The sequence below is a fragment of the Microbulbifer donghaiensis genome (assembly GCF_900129095.1).
GTDB lineage: Bacteria > Pseudomonadota > Gammaproteobacteria > Pseudomonadales > Cellvibrionaceae > Microbulbifer > Microbulbifer donghaiensis.
The window spans coordinates 2086925-2106918 of record NZ_FQVA01000001.1; the positions used below are offsets into that span (position 1 = coordinate 2086925).

Below are 19994 nucleotides of genomic sequence, written 5' to 3' on the forward strand. Positions count from 1 at the left end.
GGCGTTTAGTCGCTCGGCTTAGTTGCCCAGCAGGCCACCCGCACGCGCCATCACGTGGAACAGATAGCTCTGCTCGTTGGTGCCGCTGACCAGATGCGCACCGGGGCCGCGCGCCCAGACACCGACATCCTCGCCGGCGTGGGATTCCGACGCCAGCGGTACCAGGGCTTCCTGGTGATAGCCGGGCGCGGTGGTATCCACGTGGGTCAGGTCCTTGCGGCCGGTATCAACGTCGTGGTCGTAGCGCTCGTCCGCATCGGTCTCCTCGCCGAAGTCCGCGTAGCCGAAGCCGTTGCCGTAGCTGACGGTGGTGTAGGGCAGGCCGTCCGCCGCCAGGCTCGGGGCCGTTTCCGGCTGGCCGCTGCCGTCGTTGACCACTACCTTGCCGAGGATCGGGTTGCCGCGGGTCGGGTAGCCGGCGATGGTCATCACATGGCTGTGGTCCGCGGTGACGATGATCAGTGTGTCCTCGGCGCTGGTGTTGTCCATTGCCACCTGGATCGCCCTGGCGAATTCCACCGCATCGCTCAGCGCGTTGTAGGCGCTGCCGGCGTGGTGGCCGTGATCGATACGGCCACTTTCCACCATCAGGAAATAGCCCTTGTCGTTTTTCTGCAGCAGCTGCAGTCCCTTCGCCGTCATCTCGCTCAGGGATGGCTCACCGGCGACATCCTTGCCGCGGTCCGCCTCGTACAGCATGTGGGAGGCGTTGAACAGGCCCAGCACCTTGTCGGCGGCGGCGACATCCAGGCCGTCAAAGCCAGCCTGGTCCTCGATATAGGCCACATTGGTCACGCCGTCGCTGTAGCGCTCCTGCCACTCCTCCACCAGGTTGCGGCCGTCTTCGCGCTTGCCGGTCTTGCCTTCCAGATCGGTGACACTGTCCGGCAGGAAGTTGCGGCGGCCACCGCCGAGCACCAGGTCGATGCCGTCACCCGCGGCCAGTTCCACCAGTTGCGTGGCGATATCCTTGCAACCCACCGGCGCCGCGTATTCCCAGTCGCGCTCCGGCACCTTGGCATAGGTGGCACCGGGAGTCGCGTGGGTGACGCGCGCGGTACTGATGATACCGGTGCTCTTGTCGAGGCCCTCGGCCAGTTCCAGCGCAGTGGTCAGTTGCCGCTCGAGACTCGCCGCGCAATCGCCGCGGGCCACGTCTTCGGCCACACTGAGCACACCGGCCTTGGTTTTGACACCGGTCACCATGGCGGTGGCGGTACCGGCGGAATCCGGGGTCTGCTGGTTGGTGTTGTAGGTCTTGACCAGGCCGGCGAATGGCATCTTCTCGAAGCTGAGCTGGTACTCCTCGCCACTGAGGCCCTGCTGCTGACCGGCGAGAATGCGCGCGGCGGTTACGGTGGAGATACCCATGCCGTCGCCGACGAACAGGATGATATTTTTGGCCGCACCGGGTGTATTGTCGATCACCTGGTTGCGAGCACGATCCACTGCCTGCTCGCCATTCTGGAACCAGCTGCTGTCGCGCTGCGCCGCGGACAGGCTCAGTACCTGCTGCTGCGGTTCCGGCAGCACGGCGAGATCACCGGAATTGGAATTGTCATCGCTGCAGCCCGCGGCCAGCCCGGCAATGGAAAAGGCCAGGGCCAGTTTGTTGAATTGTTTCATTGTCATTTACCCCCAAATTATTCCGCGGTCACCGACAGTCCGGTCGCGCCGACCATCAGGTGGAAAACTGCACTCTGTTCCAGCGTGCCCTGCACCAGCTGGGCGCCGGCACCAATCGCGTGCAGGCTGATATCCTCGCCGGCGTGGCTCTCCGAGCCGAGCGGCACCAGCGCCTCCTGGTGGAAGCCCGGCGCCTGCGTGTCCACCGCGCTCAGGTCCTTGCGCCCCGCATCCGCGGCCAGGTCGTAGCGGGCATCCGCGTCCGTTTCGTCGCCCAGGTCGGCGTAACCCAGGCCGTTGGCGTAGGAAAGCGTCGTGTAGGGCAGGCCGTCCAGTGCCGCACCGACCTCCGCTTGCGCCGCGCCGGCGGCGTCGTTGGCGATCATCTTGCCGAGAATCGGATTGCCGCGGGTCGGATAGCCGGCGATGGTCATCACGTGGCTGTGATCCGCGGTTACCAGGATCAGCGTCTCGTCCAGGTTCACCTTGTCCAGCGCCGCCGCCACCGCATCGGAGAAGGCGATGGCATCGTGCAGCGCGTTGTAGGCGTTGCCGGCGTGGTGGCCGTGGTCGATGCGGCCGGACTCCACCATCAGGAAGTAGCCGTCGCCGTTTTTCTGCAGTACGTCGATCGCCGCGCTGGTCATTTCGGCGATACTCGGCTCGTCGGCGCCTTTTGCCACGCGGTCCGCATCGTAACTCATATGGCTGCTGGTGAAGAGACCCAGCAGCTTGTCGGTCGCGGCCAGGTCCAGCGCGGCCAGGTCGGAGCCGCTCTCCAGGTATTGCGCCAGCTGCTCACCGTCGTAACGCTGCTGCCATTCGGCCGTCAGGTCGCGGCCGTCTTCGCGCTTGCCGCCGGCGTCGCTGGTAATGAAATTGCGGCGGCCGCCGCCGAGGATCACATCGATGCCGTCGCCAAACTCACTTTCCACCAGCTGTGCGGCGATGTCCTTGCAGTCGCCCCCGGCGCTGTACTCCCAGTCCCGTTCCGGGCTGCGCGCATAGGTAGCCGCCGGCGTGGCGTGGGTGATGCGCGCCGTGGAGACGATGCCGGTGGACTTGCCGCGACTCTCCATCAGCTCGAGAAAGGTGTTCAGCTCCTTGCCCTTGCTGTCGGCGCAGTCGGCGCGCAGCGCGACGCCGTCGATATTGAGCACGCCTGCCCGGGTTTTAACTCCGGTCATCATCGCGGTCATGGTGCCGGCGGAATCCGGCGTCTGCTGGTTGGTGTTGTAGGTCTTGATCAGGGCACTGTGGGGAAACTCTTCGAACGACAGCGCGTTTTCCTCGCCGTTCTCGCCGCGCAGCTGGCCCTCGAGAATGCGCGCCGCGGTCAGCGTGGAAATACCCATGCCGTCGCCGACAAATAGGATCACATTCTTCGCGGTCTGCGCGCTGCGGGATTCCGCCGCCCTGGCTTCAACGCGGCTGTCACCGTCGGTAAACCAGGCACTGTTGCGCTGGTAGTCCGGCAGATCTGCGGCCTGGACTGCGGGAATTAGTGGGAAAAAACAGCACGCGCCGAGCGCGCGGGCAAATCGCTTTGCCATCGGGAGCCTCCGGTACTCAATGATTTGGCCTGCATTAGAGTCCGGAAATATGACGTGAAAATTACCTTTCTATTATTTTGCTGAGAAAGAGTAATTATTTATCTGCTAGCAAAATTTATTCGCCTAAATTGTTAGCCGATAATTTTTACCGCACTCTCGTCCGGGTCGCGCCCCTTGCCGGCGGCGCGCAGACGCTGTAAATACGCGTCCCAGTTGCCCGGGTAGTTTTCGCCCAGTTCGCGCAGGTATTCCCAGGTGTAAATTCCGCTGTCGTGGCCGTCGTCGAAATTGATCTTCAGCGCGTAGCGGCCGGCGGCTTCGACACTGTCGATACCGACGCGCAGCTTGCCGCTGACCAGCACCGGCTCACTGGCGCCGTGGCCGCGCACCTCGGCGCTGGGGGAAAACACGCGCAGGTACTCCGCCGGCAGTGTGTATTCGCCATCGGCGAAAACGATCTGCAGGCTTTTTTCTGCGCGGTTGAGTCGGATTTTTTGCGGTTTCATTTACAAAATAAAACGGGACAGGTCTTCGTCCCGGGCCAGCTCACCGAGATGGCTGTCGACATAAGCACCGTCGATGGTCAGCGACTTGTTGCCGTCACCGGCATCGAAGGAGATCTCCTCCAGCAGGCGCTCCAGCACCGTGTGCAGGCGGCGCGCGCCGATATTTTCGGTGCGCTCGTTCACTTCGAAGGCGACCTCGGCAATGCGGCGGATACCGTCTTCGGTAAACTCCAGCTGCATGCCCTCGGTGGCCAACAGCGCTTTCTGCTGTTCGGTCAGCGACGCCGATGGCTCGGTGAGAATGCGCTGGAAATCCCCGGAGGTGAGCGAGCTCAATTCCACGCGAATCGGCAGACGCCCCTGCAGCTCCGGAATCAGATCCGACGGCTTGGACAGGTGGAAGGCGCCCGAGGCGATAAACAGTATGTGATCGGTCTTGATCATGCCGTACTTGGTGGTGACGGTGCTGCCCTCGATCAGTGGCAGCAGGTCGCGCTGCACGCCCTCGCGGGATACGTCGGCACCGCCGGTTTCCTGACGCTTGGCGACCTTGTCGATCTCGTCGAGGAACACGATGCCGTTTTCCTCCGCGGCGCGGATCGCGCGCGTCTTCACATCCTCGTCGTTGACCAGCTTGGCCGCCTCTTCGTCGGTCAGCTGCTTCAGCGCCTGCTTGACGGTGAGCTTGCGTTTCTTGGTCTTGCCCTGGGACATGTTGGAGAACATGCCCTGCAGCTGGTTGGTCATCTCCTCCATGCCCGGGGGTGCCATGATTTCCACCCCCATCGGCGCGACCGCCATATCGATCTCTAATTCTTTGTCGTCGAGCTGGCCCTCGCGCAGCTTCTTGCGGAACATCTGGCGGGTGCTGGAATCCTTGTCGCCGGGTTCGGTGGAACGCGCCGGCGGCAGCAGCGCATCGAGAACGCGCTCCTCGGCCGCATCCAGCGCGCGCTGCTCGACACCGGCCATGGCCTTCTCGCGCTCGAGCTTCACCGCCATTTCCACCAGATCGCGGACGATGGATTCCACATCGCGGCCGACATAGCCGACTTCGGTGAACTTGGTCGCCTCGACCTTGATAAAGGGCGCGCCGGCGAGCTTGGCCAGGCGGCGGGCAATCTCGGTCTTGCCGACGCCGGTGGGGCCGATCATCAGGATGTTCTTCGGCGTGATTTCCGCGCGCAGCTCCTCGCTCACCTGCATGCGCCGCCAGCGGTTGCGCAGCGCAATGGCCACGGCGCGCTTGGCGTCCTGCTGGCCGACGATATGGCGGTCGAGTTCGTGGACGATTTCGCGGGGGGTCATTTGGGATTGGGACATAGAAACTCTCGATAGCAAATTCGCTTTGGTCTGGTCACCGCTCCACCCAGGCGAGTGCGGTGGCGGCGGCGCACTGAGGCGAGGGTTTCAAAACCGCTGTGAATACATCCCTGTACGCTCTGTCGGAAACATCCCTGTTTCCGACAGTTTTGAAACCCTCGCCCCAGCACGCCCCCTTCAATTCAGGTTGCAGTACTTCGTCAGTAATTCAGTTCTTCAATAGTATGATTCTGGTTGGTATAGACGCAGATATCGCCGGCGATCTTCAGGCCCTGCTCGACGATGGAACGCGCATCCATCTCGGTATTGTCGAGCAGCGCGCGGGCGGCAGACTGGGCGAAGGGGCCGCCGGAGCCAATCGCGATCAGGTCGTCTTCCGGCTGGATGACGTCGCCGTTGCCCGTAATGATCAGGCTCGCGTTCGCATCGGCCACGGCCAGCAGCGCTTCGAGGCGGCGCAGGGCGCGGTCGGTGCGCCAGTCCTTGGCCAATTCGACGGCGGCGCGGACCAGCTGGCCGCCGTGGGCCTCCAGCTTGGCCTCGAAGCGCTCGAACAGCGTGAAGGCATCGGCGGTGCCGCCGGCGAAACCGGCGATCACCTTGTCGTTGTGCAGGCGGCGCACCTTGCGCGCATTGCCCTTCATGATGGTATTGCCCATGGAGACCTGGCCGTCGCCGCCGATCACGACTTTGCCGTTGCGGCGGCAGGAGAGAATGGTGGTTCCGCGATACTGTTCCACTGGAGGCCTCTTGGATTGCTGTCTGGGTCTGCGGCAGTCGCCGCTGAGCTTCTGCCGGGAGAATTCTGTAAGTGTGGTCGCGGGGGCGGAATTTCAACCGAGGTGACTATAATGCGCGCCTTCTAACTCATGCGGAGTATTGCATTGGCCGCCCTGTCCTCGCGCTACTACACCCTGGTGTTCGCGCTGATCATGTCCTGCTTGATGTCGCTGCTGATGTCCGGGGTCATCACCTTTATCAACACCGGCTTCGACGGCGGTTTCGCGCTGCGCTGGCTGCGCGCCTGGCTGGTGGCGTGGGTGATTGCGTTTCCGCTGGTGTCGTTCATCGCACCGCTGGCGCATCGGCTGACGCGCAAGCTGGTGCAGACCACAGAAGTTTAAGAATTGGGGAGTGGGGCGGCCGCTCAGGATTTGGCGGGGCGCTTGAGCACCAGCGGCATCAGCTTGTGATCCGCCAGCACTTCGCGCGCCTTGGCGACGCGGGAGCGGCTGGAATAGGGGCCGACCAGTACCCGGTGCCAGGTGCCGCGGCTGTCGGTGGCGGTTTCCACCTTCACGTCCAGATTGGCGAGCGTCAGCTGCGCGCGCAGCCGCTCCGCCTCGGCCGCCTCGCGGAAAGAGGCCGCCTGCAGTATGTAGACCAGTGCCGGTTCGTCGACGGGCGCCTCGCTGCGCGTGTTGCCGGAGCTGGCCGCACCGGAAGTCGAGCTGCTCGTACTGGTCCCGTTGTGGCGCGCCGGCTTGGCGGCTTTCGGCGGCGGCACCGCCACTTCGTTTTCCTGCAACAGGGTGTAGAAGTCGAAGCGCGGCGCGTCGGACTTGTCTTCCGCCTGCTTGGCGGGCGGCGGGCGCTTGGCGATGGCGGCGGGCTTGCCGTTATCCTTGAGCCCGTGCAGGAAAATCATCAACACCACGAAGCCGCCGACGAAATTGCCCAGGACAAACCAGACCCAGGCGGGCTTACCGGCGGAACTGCTGCTGCGGCGGCTGGCATTGCGACGGCTCATGAATAGCTTTTCCCTGTTCTTCTAAGTCTTTCTCTCGTAAGACGGGAATTGTAACGCCATTCGCCGCCCTCGCGGTGGCCGGGGCGCAAATTCGTGCCAGCCTGTTGCGGCAACTCCCGGTTACGACAACTCCTGCGCATCCATATCCACCGCCCAGCGCAGCCGGCGATTCTTGTAACCTTCGGCCCACTGACACAGGCGCGCCAGCAGCGGCTGCAACTGGCCGCGCTTTTCCGCGGTGATCTGCACATAGAAGCGGAAGCGGCCGGACTTGCGCTCCAGCAGCGCCGGCACCGGTCCCAGGTACTGCAGCTCCGGCGACGGCGGCGCCAGCGCCTGCATATGGGCGCGCGCCTGCTGCAGGAATTCCTCCGCCCAGCGCGGCTCCTCGCACTCGGCGCGCACCAGCGCCATGGCGCGCAGCGGCGGCAGCTGCGCGACGGCGCGATCGCGCAGCAGCTGGCGGGCGAAGGCGCCGTAGCCTTTTTCCAGCAACATTTGCAGTAACGGGTGTTCCGGGTAGCGGCTCTGCACCAGCACCCGGCCGGCCAGGTCGCCGCGACCGGCGCGGCCGGCCACCTGCTCCAGCAACTGACCGGTGCGCTCGGCGGCGCGGAAGTCGGCGCTGAACAGGCCGCCGTCGGCATCCTGGATCACCACCAGGGTGACGCGCGGCAGGTGGTGTCCCTTGGCCAGCATCTGCGTGCCTAATAGTAGGCACGGCTTGCCGTCGCGGGCCGGCGCCAGCAGCCGGTCCAGGGCCTGCTTGCTGGCGGTGGTATCGCGGTCGACGCGAATTACCGGGAAATCCCTGAAGGTGTGGGTAAGGAAGTCTTCACTGCGTTCGGTGCCGCCACCGAGGGCAGACAGGGAGCGGCTGTGACACTGGGGGCAGCTGTCCAGCAGCGGCCGGCGGTAGTCGCAGTGGTGGCAGCGCAGCTGGCGCTGCCGCCGGTGCATCGTCAGCTTGCTGGAACAGTGGGGACAGTCGGCCAGCCAGCCGCAGTCGTCGCAGGTCAGTGCCGGCGCGAAGCCGCGGCGGTTGATAAATACCAGTGCCTGTTCGCCCCGCGCCAGGGTCTCGCCGATGTGGCGCAGTACCTGCGGCGCGAAGCCCTCCTGCAGCTGCTGGCCGAGGATCGGCACCACGTGAATCTGCGGCGGGCGCGCATTGCCGGCGCGGCTGCGCAGGCGCAGGTGCTGGTAGCGGTCGGTGAGGGCGTTGTGCAGGCTCTCCAGCGACGGCGTCGCCGAGCCCAGCAGCACCGGCACAGCGGCGTTGCGCCCCAGCACTACGGCGAGGTCGCGGGCCGAGTAGCGCACACCGTCCTGCTGCTTGAAGGAACCGTCGTGCTCCTCGTCGACAATCACCGCGCCGAGGCGCGGCAGCGGTGTCAGGATCGCGGAGCGCGTGCCGATAACGATATCCGCCTGGCCGGCGGCGGCCGCCAGCCAGGCCTGGGCCCGCTCGCCCTCGGCGAGGCCCGAGTGCAGTGCGGCGATACTGCGATCCGGGAAGCGCGCGGTGATGCGGCGCAGTGTCTGCGGGGTCAGGCCGATTTCCGGCACCAGCAACAGCGCCTGCCGGCCCTCGTTGAGCACCCGCTCCATCAGGCGCAGGTACACCTCGGTCTTGCCACTGCCGGTCGTGCCCTCGAGCAGGGTCGCGGAGAAGCGATTCGTCGCCACGGCGGCCAGCACCTGCCGCTGCTCCTCGTTCAGTTCGGGCGGCGGCGTCGGCTCGGCGGGGGGCAGCGGTGGCGGCACGGTGGGACCGGCGATCCACTCAACCAGGCCGCGCTCCTGCAGCGCGCGGATAATGGTGGTCGAGTGGCCGAGGGTTTTCAGCTGCGTGCGGCTCAGGCGGCCGCGCCGCAGCAACAGCTGCAACAGCACCTGCTGTTTGGGGGCCCGCGCCAGGGCCGACTCCGGCAAGCCCTTGCCCTCGACGGTGAGCTGCAGCCACTGCTCGGCCCAGTGATCGGCGGCCTTGCCCTTGCGCAGCGCGGCGGGCAGGGCGGCGGCGTAGATCTCGCCCACTGGCGCCTGGTAGTAGTCGGCGGCCCAGTGCAGGAAATCGCGGCTGCGCTGGTCGAACAGTGGCTCGCGGTCGATCTGCGCCAGGGCCGGCTTCAGCTGCGCGAGTGGGGACTCACTGACGATGTCCACCAGCACCGCCACCAACCTGCGCCCGCCAAAGGGCACCTCGAAGCGCTGCCCCGGCGCGAGCGTGGCGGTATCCGCACCTTCGGGGGGCAGGTAATCAAACAGGCGCCGCAGCGGCACCGGCACCGCGAGCCGTAGGATTACGCTGTGTTTGACCGCTCGCTGCTGCACCCCGCCCCTCATTTATCCGTGATCAAAAGGGGGCTAGTGTACTGCTTCACGCCGAAAGCGCCATTTAGCGTGAAACCATGCAGCCGAGTATTTGCGCTTGATCCACCGCGCTAATCTGATTAGTATGCGCCGACTTTTTACACAGCCTGGGACCAATCCGGTTCCTGCACCAACGACGACTCCGTGCTCGGCAGCAGATCGGGTGGCGGATTCGAAAAGAGGCAACCATGAAAGCAGATATCCATCCGAATTACGTCGACGTTACCGCTACCTGCTCCTGCGGCAACAGCATCAAGACCCGTTCCACCCTGGGCAAAGACATCCAGCTGGACGTGTGCTCCCAGTGCCACCCGTTCTATACCGGCAAGCAGCGCGAAGCGAGCACCGGTGGCCGCGTGGATCGCTTCAAGAAGCGTTTCGGCAGCCGTATCGGCAAGTAAGTCCGCCCGCGCTTCAGAGCGCAGCGACGTGACGAACAGAAAGGTACCCAGGGTTTCCCTCGGTACCTTTTTTTATGCCCCTTTTTATGCCCCGCTGCTGGCACTTATTTGTACTCTGCTGCTGGCTCTGCCGGCATTCGCGGACTGCACCGTCGGCGAAGCCGACGAATGGGTCACTCTCGATCGGGTATTGGATGGCGACACCCTGGTGCTGCGCGACGGCCGCCACCTGCGCCTGATCGGCGTCAACACGCCAGAGCTCGCCAAGCGCGGGCGCGCGGCACAGCCGCTGGCGCGGGAGGCGCGGGACTTCACCCGGCGCTTCCTCTCCGGCGGCGACCTGCAACTGGTCTACGATCGCGACCGCCGCGATCGCTACGGCCGCCTGCTGGCCCACGTCTACAACCACCGCGGCGACAGCCTCGAGGCGGCGCTGCTGGCCGCCGGGCTCGCCTTCCACATCGCCATAGCACCCAACCTGACCCAGGCGGAATGTCTGGCGCAGAGTGAGCGGGGTGCGCGGCGCCGCGGCCTCGGGATCTGGGCGCCGGGCGTATGGCCGGTGAAACGCGCCGCGGATGTCCAGCCCGGCGACGGCGGCTTCGTGCTGCTGCGCGGCACCGTGCGCAGAGTGGACCGCAATCGCTACCTGTGGCTCGAACTGGACGGTCCAGTGGCCCTGCGCGTGGATCCTAGGGGGGATTTTGGCCAGCTCAGGTGGCGCGATTGGCAAGGGGCACAAATCGAAGTGAAAGGCTGGCTTGTGGACCGGGGCGAGAAATATTTATCTCGCTTTCCGCAAAATAAACGCTGGATCATTGCGATAGAGTCGCCACACACCCTATCGATTAGTAGAAATTAATCGGCGTGGTCGTTTTTTGGGCTTGTGGCGACAAGGCGCGGTCGGTTATTCTCTCGCCCCCGCAGTAACCAGGGCGGCGTCCGCAGAGACTCCCCCGCTGTATTCGAGAGAACATTTCCAAGATGACGGAATCATTGCGCCAGGCAGCGCTCGACTACCACGCGCTGCCGACTCCGGGCAAGCTATCGGTAGAACTGACCACTCCTGCCCAGACCCAGGAAGACCTGTCCCTGGCCTACAGCCCGGGGGTCGCCGAGCCGGTGCGCGAGATCGCCAAGGATCCGGAGGCCGCCTACTTATATACCGGCAAGGGCAATCTGGTGGCGGTAATCTCCAACGGCAGCGCCATCCTCGGCCTCGGCAATCTGGGCCCGCTGGCCTCCAAGCCGGTGATGGAGGGCAAGTCGCTGCTGTTCAAGCGCTTCGCCGATATCAATTCCGTGGACATCGAGGTGGATGCCAACAGCCCGGAGCAGTTCATCCAGACAGTGGCCGCCATCGCCAATACCTTCGGCGGTATCAACCTCGAGGACATCAAAGCGCCCGAGTGCTTCCATATTGAGGAGGCGCTGATAGAGCGCTGCCCGGTGCCGGTATTCCACGACGACCAGCACGGCACGGCGATCGTAACCGTGGCGGGCATGCTCAACGCGCTGGAAATCCAGGGCAAGAAAATAGGCGAAGTGCGCATGGTGTGCCTCGGCGCCGGCGCCGCTGCCACCGCCTGCTGCAAGCTGATGCTGGCCGCCGGTGCGAAGAAAGAGCAGATCACCATGCTCGACAGCCGCGGCGTTATCCATTCCGGGCGCACCGACATCAATGCCTACAAGGGCGAGTGGGCACGGGACACCGAAATGCGCACCCTGGATGACGCCATCGAGGGCGCCGACGTGTTCCTCGGCGTATCGGGTCCGGACCTGCTGTCCGCCGAGCAGCTCAAGCGTATGGCCGATCGCCCGGTGGTGTTCGCCTGCTCGAACCCGAACCCGGAAATCAAGCCGGAGCTGGCCCACAGCGTACGCGACGACCTGATCATGGCCACCGGCCGCTCGGACTACCCGAACCAGGTCAACAACGTGCTCTGCTTCCCCTTCATTTTCCGCGGCGCGCTGGATGTGCGCGCGGCCCGTATCAACGAGGAGATGAAGCTGGCTGCGATCGAAGCCATCCGCAAGATCGCCCACCTGCCGGTGCCGGACTCGGTGCGCGAGGGGTACGGCGGTGTCGAGCTGAGCTTCGGCGCCGACTATATCCTGCCGAAACCCATCGACCCGCGACTGCTGCCGGAAGTGGCCGCAGCCGTGGCCCGCGCCGCAGTGGACAGCGGTGCAGCGCGCCTGCCGTACCCGGCGCACTACCCGCTCGCCGCCAAGTAAGCCTCTGCCCGCTCCCGCACCTCACCCCGCGGGGGCGGGCACTGACCGCACACCCCCGGCACGGCGCCTTGAGCCGCGCCGCCCCCCTCGCTAAACTGCCCCTCTGTTACAGCATTAAAGTTGTCCTACCGCATGAGCCACGTCTACGTGCTGACCAACCAGTACCAGCAGTTCCTGAGCAAAAGCAACGAATGGATCGACGGCCGCGAAGCCAGTCGACTGTTTCGCAGCGAGTACAAGGATGTCGCCATCAACCAGATGTTCGAAGCCAATACCCGCAATGTGAGCCTGCGCATCGAACTGCTCCAGTGCGAGCTGAACCCCAAGGGGCAGCCGCAGATCCCGGAGGAGGCACTGGGTGAGATTCAGCTGGTCGCCGATGCGGAATCCGCCCAGGGAGATCCCGAGATTGAACCGGGTACGCCGCCGGAAATGCCGCCGGAGAGCAATCCGGAAGTGAATCCGCAACCGACACCGGAAGTAGAACCCGGCGAGGCCCCGGAGATCACGCCCGAGGAGCCGCCGGAAATCGAGCCGGAGCAGCCGGGCGAGGATGCCGAGAGTTCCGCAGCCGCGGCCCGCGCAATCAGCTGACCGGCTCGCGGTCGCGACTTGAGAAAATCGCCGCCGCCCCAATATCGCCCCCAGTTACCCGGCCGAGGCGCGGCAGCGATGACAGGCGCCGGCAGTTTCAATGTGCCCACAGCCCCACCTAGGTGGCTACTGCGCGAATAAGGTGCCTACAGCGCGAATTAAGGTGCCCACAGCGCAAACAAGGAGTCTCGAATGCCCATTTCTCACCTGGCCGCACTGGCCCAGCCGAAAGCGCTGCAACTGCTAAAGGGCATTCGCCGCGGCATCGAGAAGGAGAGTCTGCGGGTCGCGCCGGACGGCGCCCTCGCCCAGACGCCGCACGGCGAAGCACTGGGCTCCGCACTGACCCACGACAGCATCACCACCGACTTTTCCGAAGCGCTGCTGGAATTCATCACGCCGCCGGTGGCGACGCCGGAGGAGGCGCTGCAGATCCTCGATCGTATTCACCGCTATACCTACAGCCAGATCGGCGACGAGCGCCTGTGGGTCAACAGCATGCCCTGTATGATCGGCGCCGACGCGGATATTCCGGTGGCCCGCTACGGCAGCTCCCACAGCGGCACCATGAAAACCGTTTACCGCCTCGGCCTGGGCCTGCGCTACGGCCGCGCGATGCAGACCATCGCCGGTATCCACTACAACTTTTCCCTGCCGGATGATTTCTGGAAGTGGCTGCACGAGCGCGAGGGCAGCAGCGAGGACCTGGGCGAGTTCAAGACCCGCCGCTACTTCGATATGATCCGCAACTTCCGCCGGCACTACTGGCTGCTGATCTACCTGTTCGGCGCAGCGCCGGCGGTGTGCGGATCCTTCGTAGAGGGCCGCGAACACAGCCTGGAACCGTTCGACGGCGACGAACGCAGCCTGCACGCGCCCTACGCGACGTCGCTGCGCATGGGCGACCTGGGTTACAACAGCGATGCGCAACAGTCGCTGATCGTCTGCTACAACGATCTGCCCAGCTACCTGTCCACACTGTGCGCGGCGATCAGCCGTCCCTTCGGGCCCTATCACGAGCTGGGCGTCAAAGACGCCAATGGCGATTACCAGCAGCTGTCCACCGGCCTGCTGCAGATCGAGAACGAATTCTATTCGCCGATCCGGCCGAAAAACCCGGCCAAAATGGGCGAGACGGCGCTGTCGGCGCTGGATAACCGCGGCGTCGAGTACATAGAGGTGCGCTGCCTCGACCTCAACCCCTTCACACCGCTGGGCATAGATGCGCAGCAGATGCGTTTCATCGACAGCTTCCTGCTGCACTGCCTGCTGCGCGAGAGCCCCAAGACCGACGACGCCGACTACCGCGCAACCCAGGAAAACCAGAATCGCATCGTCTACCGCGGCCGCGATCCGGAACTGCAGCTGATCAATAACGGTGGCGAGCGCAAATTGACCGACTGGACCACACAGCTGCTGGAAGAAATGGAACCCATTGCCGAGCTGCTCGACAGCGCCTGGGGCGGCGACGAGTACCGCCGCGCGGTCGGCGTCCAGCGCGCGAAAGTGAAGGGTGAAATCGCCACCCCGGCGGCCCATATCCTCGCGGAAATGAAGGCCCACGGGCAGAGTTTCTTCCAGTGGGCTGCCGACAAGGCCGAACAGCACCGGCAGTACTTCCTCGAGCGGCCGCTCGACGCGGACACGCAGGGGGAGTTCAGGCAGCAGGCCGAGGAATCCCTGCAGCGACAGCAGCAGATCGAGGATGCGGATACGGGCACTTTCGAGGATTTCCTCGGCCGCTACTATTCACAGTACATCTTCTGCCAGAGGTAGCCGGACGGACACCCGGCAATGACGGCGCCTCTAAAGACCGCAGCGAGCAGCGCCGGGGCCCACCGGGCGCTCGCTCCATAGATTGTCAGAGGCACCCATGAACTACCTGGCCCACCTGCTGCTTTCCGGCCCGGACCCGGACTGGCGTCTGGGCGGATTGCTGGGGGATTTCGTCAAGGGCCCGCTGAGCGGCGAGCGCCCCGCGGCGATAGAGGCGGGCATTCGCCTGCACCGTCGCATCGATGCCACCACAGACGAACACCCCGCCTACCGCGAAGCACTGACGCAACTGGACCCGCGCTGGCGGCGCTACGCCGGCATTGTGCTGGATATCTGGTTCGATCACCTGCTCAGCCGCCAGTGGTCGCGCTGGCACCATCAATCGCTGGAAAGCTTCTGTGACCAATGTTGGCAGGACTTTCACGCGCGCAGCCGGTATATTCCGCCGCGCGCGCAGGCATTTATCGCCCGCGCCGAGCAATTTAAACTGCTGCAGAGTTACGTCGACGAGCAGGTGATCGCGCGCACCCTTGAGCGCGTGGGTCAGCGACTGCGCCGGCCGGTGCCTCTGCACGAGGCACTGCCGGAGCTGATTGCCGCCCGGGCAGCGCTGGAGCACAACTTTAACAATCTGTTTACCGACTTGCATCGCGAAGCCGCCAGGTTTCGACAGCACCACACAGTCAATAAATAGCAGCGAATAAACAGCCGGACCCGATTAGATCATGAGCCTACCCAACCCGCGTATTACGTTTTTGCTGGTTTTTCTCGCCGTCGTTTTCCTGCTCGGCGCCGCCTTCTATCTGGAATATGTGCGCGGCCTCGAGCCCTGCCCACTGTGCATCACCCAGCGGGTGATGCTGCTGGGTGTGGGGCTGGTTTCCCTGATCGCCTTCCTGCACAACCCCGCCACCATCGGCCGGCGCTTCTACGGCCTGCTGGTTTCCCTGTGGGCCATGGGCGGTTTGTACTTTGCCGGGCGCCAGCTGTGGCTGCAGAGCCTGCCGGCAGACCAGGTACCGGCCTGTGGCCCGGGCATCACCTATATGATCGACGCCTTTCCGATGGCCGAAGTGATCAAAACGCTGCTTACCGGCGATGGCAACTGTGCAGAAGTGCAGTGGACCATGATGGGACTCAGCATTCCCGGCTGGGCCGCAGTCGGTTTTGCCGGGCTGATTTTCTTTGGCGGCTGGCAGGCGTTCCGCAAGCACTGATTTTTCAAGGGGGACTGGCGCCCCCATTCAACCCTTAAAAGCACGCAACAGCATGGATTCCAATCGCCTCCGCGACGTTGCGCACTGGCTCTGCGGCGCGGCGATATTGCTCGGCTGCGAGCGGCTGGGGCGCGCGATCAGCGAAGCCTTTTCCCTGCCGGTACCCGGCTCGGTGCTGGGTATGCTGCTGTTGCTGCTCGGACTGATGATCTACGGCGGCGTGCCGCGCGGGCTGGCCCGTGTCAGTGAACAGCTGCTGCGCCTGCTCGCGCTGCTGTTTCTGCCCGCGGCGGTGGGCGTTTTTTACCTGCGCGACCTGTCGCTACAGGACTGGCTCGCCCTGCTCGCCGCAACCGTCGTCGGCACCCTGCTGAGCCTCACGCTGTGCGCACTGTTGCTGGCTAAATTCCTGAAAAGAGCGGACGGAGAGGGCGGTCGTGACTGAGCTGCTGCACAGCCCGCTGTTCGCATTGCCACTGAACCTGTGTGCCTTCCTGGCCGGTGTCGCCATCTATCGCCGCAGTGGCACCGCACTGCTGCACCCGATCGTCGGCGCCAGTGTGCTGGTAGCTGCGGTGCTTTGGCTCCTGCAGATCCCCTATGGCGACTACCAACAAGCCAGCGGACTGCTGTACGCGCTGCTGGGGCCGGCCGTGGTTGCGCTGGCGGTACCACTGAAACAGAACCTCGCCATTATCCGCCGCGCCGGTTGGCCACTGGCCGTCACCCTCGCGGCCGGTGCCATTCTGGCACCGGTGGTAGCCGTGGTGATCGCACTGTTACTGGGCGCGGCCAAACCGGTATTGCTGGCACTGTCTGGCAAGTCCATCACCACGCCGATCGCCCTGGCGTTGGCGGAGAAAATCCACGCGGCCCAGAGCCTCACCGCCGGCATAGTCGTGTTCACAGGTGTGGTGGGCGCCGTGGCGGGGCCACCACTGCTGGCGCGCCTGAATATCCATGACCACCGCGTGCTCGGATTTGCCCTGGGCATCAACGCCCACGCCGTCGGCACCGCGCGGGCGCTGGAAATCAGTGCCCTGTGCGGCGCCTTTGCCGCACTCGCCATGGGCCTCTGTGGCGCGCTGACGGCTCTGCTGCTGCCGCTGATGCTCGCCCCGTAAGCCTGTTTTTCGCCTGCCCACTGCACTCGTAAAACCGCAGTGAATGCTTCTCTTCTCGCGGTCACGCTACCCACAAAAAGTCCAAGGTAATCTGGCGCCGTTTGCGCTTTGAACCTTGCTGCCGGCGGGCGAATCTCCTATCTTGCATAGGACCTGTCTAAGAACAATGAATGTTCTGGCGCAAGCGGTAACAGAAACAAAAGGAAGCTTGGAGATGCTGGAAAACTGTAAGTCGGCGCGCGAACGCTGGGGTGGCGTGAGCGAAATCATCGATCGCTGGTTGCACTCGCGGCAGGCGTTGCTGGTGCGCTTCTGCGGCCTGTCGGACAAAAAGGAATTCGACGAGGGCGATGCGGAGACAGAGGAAAATTTACGCCAGCTGTGCCAGCTGCTGATGGATTATGTCTCCGCCGGCCATTTCGAAGTCTACGAACAACTGATTCGCGAAGGCCAGGAATTCGACGACAAGAGCGGCCTCGAGCAGGCCCGAGAACTTTACAAGGAAATCGACACTACCACCGACCTAACGGTCGATTTCAACGACAAGTACCAGGAGACAGATGACCTTTCCAGTCTGGTACGAGACCTTTCCGAATTAGGGGAAGCACTGGAATCCCGCTTCAGCTCCGAAGATCGGATGATCGCGCTACTGCATACGGCGCACAAGAATCAGCTGGCCTGAGGGCCAATTCACAGTGATAGTTTCCCGGGGCGAATATCCAGTTCGCCCTTTGAGTCTGCAACACGTAATGCGCGTAAAAAGAAAGGGCGATCAACCGATCGCCCTCTCATCATCAGCAACAGGAAAATAGCTTATTCCTGCTTGCCTTCTTCCTTGTTCTCTTCAGAAGCTTCGGCAGGCTTTTCTTCCGCAGATTCGCCTCCGCTGACGTTTGCCTTGTGCAGCTCGACCTCAAAAATCAGTGTGGCATTCGGGCCGATCAGGCCGCCAGCGCCACCCGGACCGTAGGCCAGTTCGGCGGGGATATACAGTTCCCACTTGGCGCCTTCCTTCATCAGCTGCAACGCTTCGGTCCAGCCCTTGATGACGCCGTTGACCGGGAACTGCACCGGTTCACCGCGAGCGTAGGAACTGTCGAATTCGGTTCCGTCTATCAGGGTGCCCTTGTAGTCCACTTCGACGGTGCTGTCGGCACTGGGAGTATCGCCGCTGCCCGCGGTGATCACCTTGTACTGCAGACCGGAGTCCGTGGTGACTACCCCATCTTTCTTGGCGTTTTCTTCCAGGAAAGCCTTACCCTCTTTCAGGTTCTTCTCGGCGGTATCCTTGAATTCCTTCTCCTGCTTGGCGAGCATTTCCTGCTGCTTGGCCTGCATCTTCTCCTGGAAGACGGCGATCACCTGCTGCTTATCTTCATCGGACAAGCGCGACTCACGACCGCTGGCTACGTCGTTGAGTGCCATCAGCACAACCTGCGGATCCAGCTTGACGTCCTGGGTTTTCAGTCGATTGGCCATGTCTTCGGCGATGATGTAGCTGACCTTCTTCTCCTGTGAATCCAGGGCAACCTCGGCACCCTCTTTGGACTCCTGTTTGTTACAGCCAGTCAGCGCGAGGCCAAGGGCAACTGCTGCAGCCAAAGGGTATTTATTCATGGGTTTGTCTCTTTGTCCGTATTGCATTTGTTGATTCGCGCGTGACCTGAGGCCGACGCTTCTCGTGGCTTCTCGAGCAATTCCGTGCCCTCCGCAATCCGGGCGGGCCGCTGCATTCGCCAGTGCCTCGCAAGTCTAACCTATGGTGACTGACGGTGCATACAGATGGCACGCACAGTGTGCAAGGCACCACATTTACTCGATAGTTCCCGGGCGATTCGACAAAAATCTGGAACAAGCGCTTTTTTCCCGGTTACGGCATACATTTTTTAAGGAAACAGCGCTATTATCGGCGCTCCACCGGCAGTTGTTGCGGAAATTTCAGGGGTGGTCTGCAACTTCCAAAACAACTGATCAGTGCATGAATCTGTTTCAGCGGCGCTGACCGCACTAACGCCGGGTCCACACTGCCCGGACGCGCTCATCGATAATAAACGTCAGGATATTTACTCATGGCTGCCAAACGAAAAGCTGTCAATCCGGTCGCAGAACTGGAAGCACAAATTGCCAAGCTCACCAAACAACTGGACCAGGCTCGGGCCAAGCAAGTCACCGACGCCGGCAAAGCTGCTCTGAAAGCCGGAAAGGCGCTGACCGCTGCCAAGAACAATCTGGCCAAGGCCAAAACCAAACTCGTGCAGGCACGTGCCGCAGTGAAAAAGAGTAAAACTGCTGCCGCACAGAAACGCGTGGACACTGCCAAAGCCAACGTGGACAAGCTGACCGACGCGGTACAGCAGGCGCAGGAAGCTGCGACCGCAGCCAGTCGGGCGGAAGCGGCAGCCAAGACGGAGCTGAAACTCGCGGAGACTATCAGCAAGGTCGCGGCCAAGGCGGAAAAAGCCGCAGCAGCCAGCAAGCCCAAGAAGAAAAAGGCCGGCGCCAAGAAAGCCGCCAAGGCGAAAGTGACCGCAGAGGCCGCCACCGAGAAGAAAGCTTCCGCAAGCAAAGCTGCACCGAAAAAAGCGGCATCCAAAAAAGCCGCGACCAAGAAAGCGGCCCCGAAGAAAGCAGCGGCCAAGAAGGCCGATACCGCCAAAGCCCCGGCCGAGAAAGCGGCCAAGCCGGCAACCAAGAAAGCCGCAGCAAAGAAGGCACCAGCCAAGAAAGCGGCTGCGAAAAAGCCTGCAGCCAAAAAGGCAGCCGCGCCGAAGACTGCCGAAGCCAAGCCAGATGCACCGGTAGAAAAGAAACCGGAAGCGGCACCCAGCCCGGCACCGATTTTGGGCAAGACTCCGGAAGTGCGCCCCTTCGGCACGCCGGCTCAGGAGGAAAGCAAGCCGGCAGAGGCGTCCAAGCCGTCTCCGAGCATCACGCCGGCAACCCCCGCTAACAGCCTGTTTTCCACGGAAAACCCTGGCGACGAGTAATAGCCCTTCCTAACTGGAATTGGCTTTATAGCTCGCAATCAGGCCCGCCCAGCGGGCCTGTTCTTTTTGCAGCAGACCGTATTGCTGTCCTGCCAGTTCCAGCGCCGAACGATCTTCCGGCCAGCTCTCCGTATACAGTTGCCACAGCGCGGCCAGCTGTAGCTGCTCCAGCTTCATTTCATAGCGTTTGCAATACTCGTAGAGACCCTGGCTGCGCGGGCGCAGTCGCCCCAGCCAGCGGCGCAGTCGACGCACACTCGAAATCATGCGCCGCCGCGGCGCCAGCCCGCGGTCGGCCACGCGCCAGCTCTCATCACTCAGCTGGCGTCCGCACGCAGCAGCGTAACTGGCCCACAACATCAGGCACACATCCGCGCCTTTTCGCTCCTGGCAGTCGAGCAGGAACTGTTCCACGTCACTGTGGCCATAGAAGGCCAGGCTGAACTGCCACAGGGGATTGTTCAATGAACTGGGTGGCGGGGAAGATGGAGGTGCGGATTTTGTCACGTTAGAATCCCGGGCC

General features: G+C 63.4%; 21 protein-coding genes. 12 read left to right on the plus strand and 9 right to left on the minus strand.

Annotated features, from left to right (window positions below):
- Window positions 1-18: 18 nt before the first annotated feature.
- From BUC36_RS08900 to hslV, 5 genes are all read right to left on the minus strand, one after another.
- Entirely contained in the window at window positions 19-1626 is a 1608-nt protein-coding gene (locus BUC36_RS08900; protein ID WP_073273782.1) for an alkaline phosphatase, read from the minus strand.
- A 17-nt stretch (window positions 1627-1643) separates the two neighbouring features.
- Window positions 1644-3179 carry an alkaline phosphatase gene (locus BUC36_RS08905; protein ID WP_073273784.1) on the minus strand — a complete coding sequence of 512 codons (1536 nt, stop codon included), beginning with the start codon at window positions 3177-3179 and terminating at the stop codon, window positions 1644-1646.
- 131 nt (window positions 3180-3310) lie between these two features.
- Window positions 3311-3685: a gamma-butyrobetaine hydroxylase family protein gene (locus tag BUC36_RS08910; protein WP_073273786.1), complete on the minus strand. Its 375-nt coding sequence runs from the start codon at window positions 3683-3685 to the stop codon at window positions 3311-3313.
- On the minus strand, window positions 3686-5008 hold the full coding sequence (gene hslU, locus BUC36_RS08915) for an ATP-dependent protease ATPase subunit HslU (protein ID WP_073273789.1): 1323 nt from the start codon (window positions 5006-5008) through the stop codon (window positions 3686-3688).
- A 200-nt stretch (window positions 5009-5208) separates the two neighbouring features.
- The gene (gene hslV, locus BUC36_RS08920) at window positions 5209-5748 is read right to left on the minus strand and encodes an ATP-dependent protease subunit HslV (protein WP_073273791.1); all 540 of its coding nucleotides are present in this window, start codon (window positions 5746-5748) and stop codon (window positions 5209-5211) included.
- A gap of 144 nt (window positions 5749-5892) precedes the next feature.
- Between hslV and BUC36_RS08925 the strand changes: the two genes are divergently transcribed.
- On the plus strand, window positions 5893-6132 hold the full coding sequence (locus tag BUC36_RS08925) for a DUF2798 domain-containing protein (protein ID WP_200797212.1): 240 nt from the start codon (window positions 5893-5895) through the stop codon (window positions 6130-6132).
- A 23-nt stretch (window positions 6133-6155) separates the two neighbouring features.
- Here the strand turns inward: BUC36_RS08925 and BUC36_RS08930 are convergent, their stop codons facing one another.
- Window positions 6156-6758 carry an SPOR domain-containing protein gene (locus BUC36_RS08930; RefSeq protein ID WP_073273795.1) on the minus strand — a complete coding sequence of 201 codons (603 nt, stop codon included), beginning with the start codon at window positions 6756-6758 and terminating at the stop codon, window positions 6156-6158.
- Between the two features lie 120 nt (window positions 6759-6878).
- On the minus strand, window positions 6879-9095 hold the full coding sequence (locus BUC36_RS08935) for a primosomal protein N' (protein WP_234994934.1): 2217 nt from the start codon (window positions 9093-9095) through the stop codon (window positions 6879-6881).
- A 227-nt stretch (window positions 9096-9322) separates the two neighbouring features.
- On the opposite strand from BUC36_RS08935, the gene rpmE reads away from it, so the two are divergent.
- The 10 genes from rpmE to BUC36_RS08985 all read left to right on the plus strand — a co-directional run bounded on the left by rpmE (window position 9323) and on the right by BUC36_RS08985 (window position 17166).
- Window positions 9323-9535: a 50S ribosomal protein L31 gene (gene rpmE / locus BUC36_RS08940; protein ID WP_073273801.1), complete on the plus strand. Its 213-nt coding sequence runs from the start codon at window positions 9323-9325 to the stop codon at window positions 9533-9535.
- 28 nt (window positions 9536-9563) lie between these two features.
- Entirely contained in the window at window positions 9564-10397 is an 834-nt protein-coding gene (locus tag BUC36_RS08945; protein ID WP_073273803.1) for a thermonuclease family protein, read from the plus strand.
- 122 nt (window positions 10398-10519) lie between these two features.
- On the plus strand, window positions 10520-11773 hold the full coding sequence (locus BUC36_RS08950; protein ID WP_073273805.1) for a malic enzyme-like NAD(P)-binding protein: 1254 nt from the start codon (window positions 10520-10522) through the stop codon (window positions 11771-11773).
- Between the two features lie 132 nt (window positions 11774-11905).
- Window positions 11906-12367: a hypothetical protein gene (locus BUC36_RS08955; RefSeq protein WP_073273807.1), complete on the plus strand. Its 462-nt coding sequence runs from the start codon at window positions 11906-11908 to the stop codon at window positions 12365-12367.
- Between the two features lie 192 nt (window positions 12368-12559).
- Window positions 12560-14143, plus strand: a complete 1584-nt coding sequence (gene gshA / locus BUC36_RS08960; RefSeq protein ID WP_073273809.1) for a glutamate--cysteine ligase — start codon at window positions 12560-12562, stop codon at window positions 14141-14143.
- 97 nt (window positions 14144-14240) lie between these two features.
- A complete protein-coding gene (locus tag BUC36_RS08965) occupies window positions 14241-14837 on the plus strand; it encodes an acyl carrier protein phosphodiesterase (RefSeq protein ID WP_073273812.1) in 597 nt (198 codons plus the stop codon).
- A gap of 31 nt (window positions 14838-14868) precedes the next feature.
- A complete protein-coding gene (locus tag BUC36_RS08970) occupies window positions 14869-15360 on the plus strand; it encodes a disulfide bond formation protein B (RefSeq protein ID WP_073273814.1) in 492 nt (163 codons plus the stop codon).
- Between the two features lie 52 nt (window positions 15361-15412).
- On the plus strand, window positions 15413-15805 hold the full coding sequence (locus BUC36_RS08975) for a CidA/LrgA family protein (protein ID WP_073273816.1): 393 nt from the start codon (window positions 15413-15415) through the stop codon (window positions 15803-15805).
- Window positions 15798-16484, plus strand: coding sequence for an LrgB family protein (locus BUC36_RS08980; protein WP_073273819.1), 687 nt, complete (start codon window positions 15798-15800; stop codon window positions 16482-16484). Before BUC36_RS08975 ends, BUC36_RS08980 begins: the two co-directional genes overlap by 8 nt.
- A gap of 214 nt (window positions 16485-16698) precedes the next feature.
- A complete protein-coding gene (locus BUC36_RS08985) occupies window positions 16699-17166 on the plus strand; it encodes an Rsd/AlgQ family anti-sigma factor (protein WP_073273822.1) in 468 nt (155 codons plus the stop codon).
- Between the two features lie 131 nt (window positions 17167-17297).
- Here BUC36_RS08985 and BUC36_RS08990 read toward each other — a convergent pair whose 3' ends face one another.
- Window positions 17298-18101 (minus strand): BamJ family beta-barrel-assembly machinery protein, encoded by an 804-nt coding sequence (locus BUC36_RS08990; protein WP_073273824.1) that lies wholly within the window; start codon window positions 18099-18101, stop codon window positions 17298-17300.
- 452 nt (window positions 18102-18553) lie between these two features.
- Between BUC36_RS08990 and BUC36_RS08995 the strand changes: the two genes are divergently transcribed.
- On the plus strand, window positions 18554-19471 hold the full coding sequence (locus tag BUC36_RS08995) for a hypothetical protein (RefSeq protein ID WP_073273826.1): 918 nt from the start codon (window positions 18554-18556) through the stop codon (window positions 19469-19471).
- Window positions 19472-19480: 9 nt separating this feature from the next.
- Here the strand turns inward: BUC36_RS08995 and BUC36_RS09000 are convergent, their stop codons facing one another.
- Window positions 19481-19978, minus strand: coding sequence for a TIGR02444 family protein (locus tag BUC36_RS09000; protein ID WP_073273828.1), 498 nt, complete (start codon window positions 19976-19978; stop codon window positions 19481-19483).
- Window positions 19979-19994: the final 16 nt, after the last annotated feature.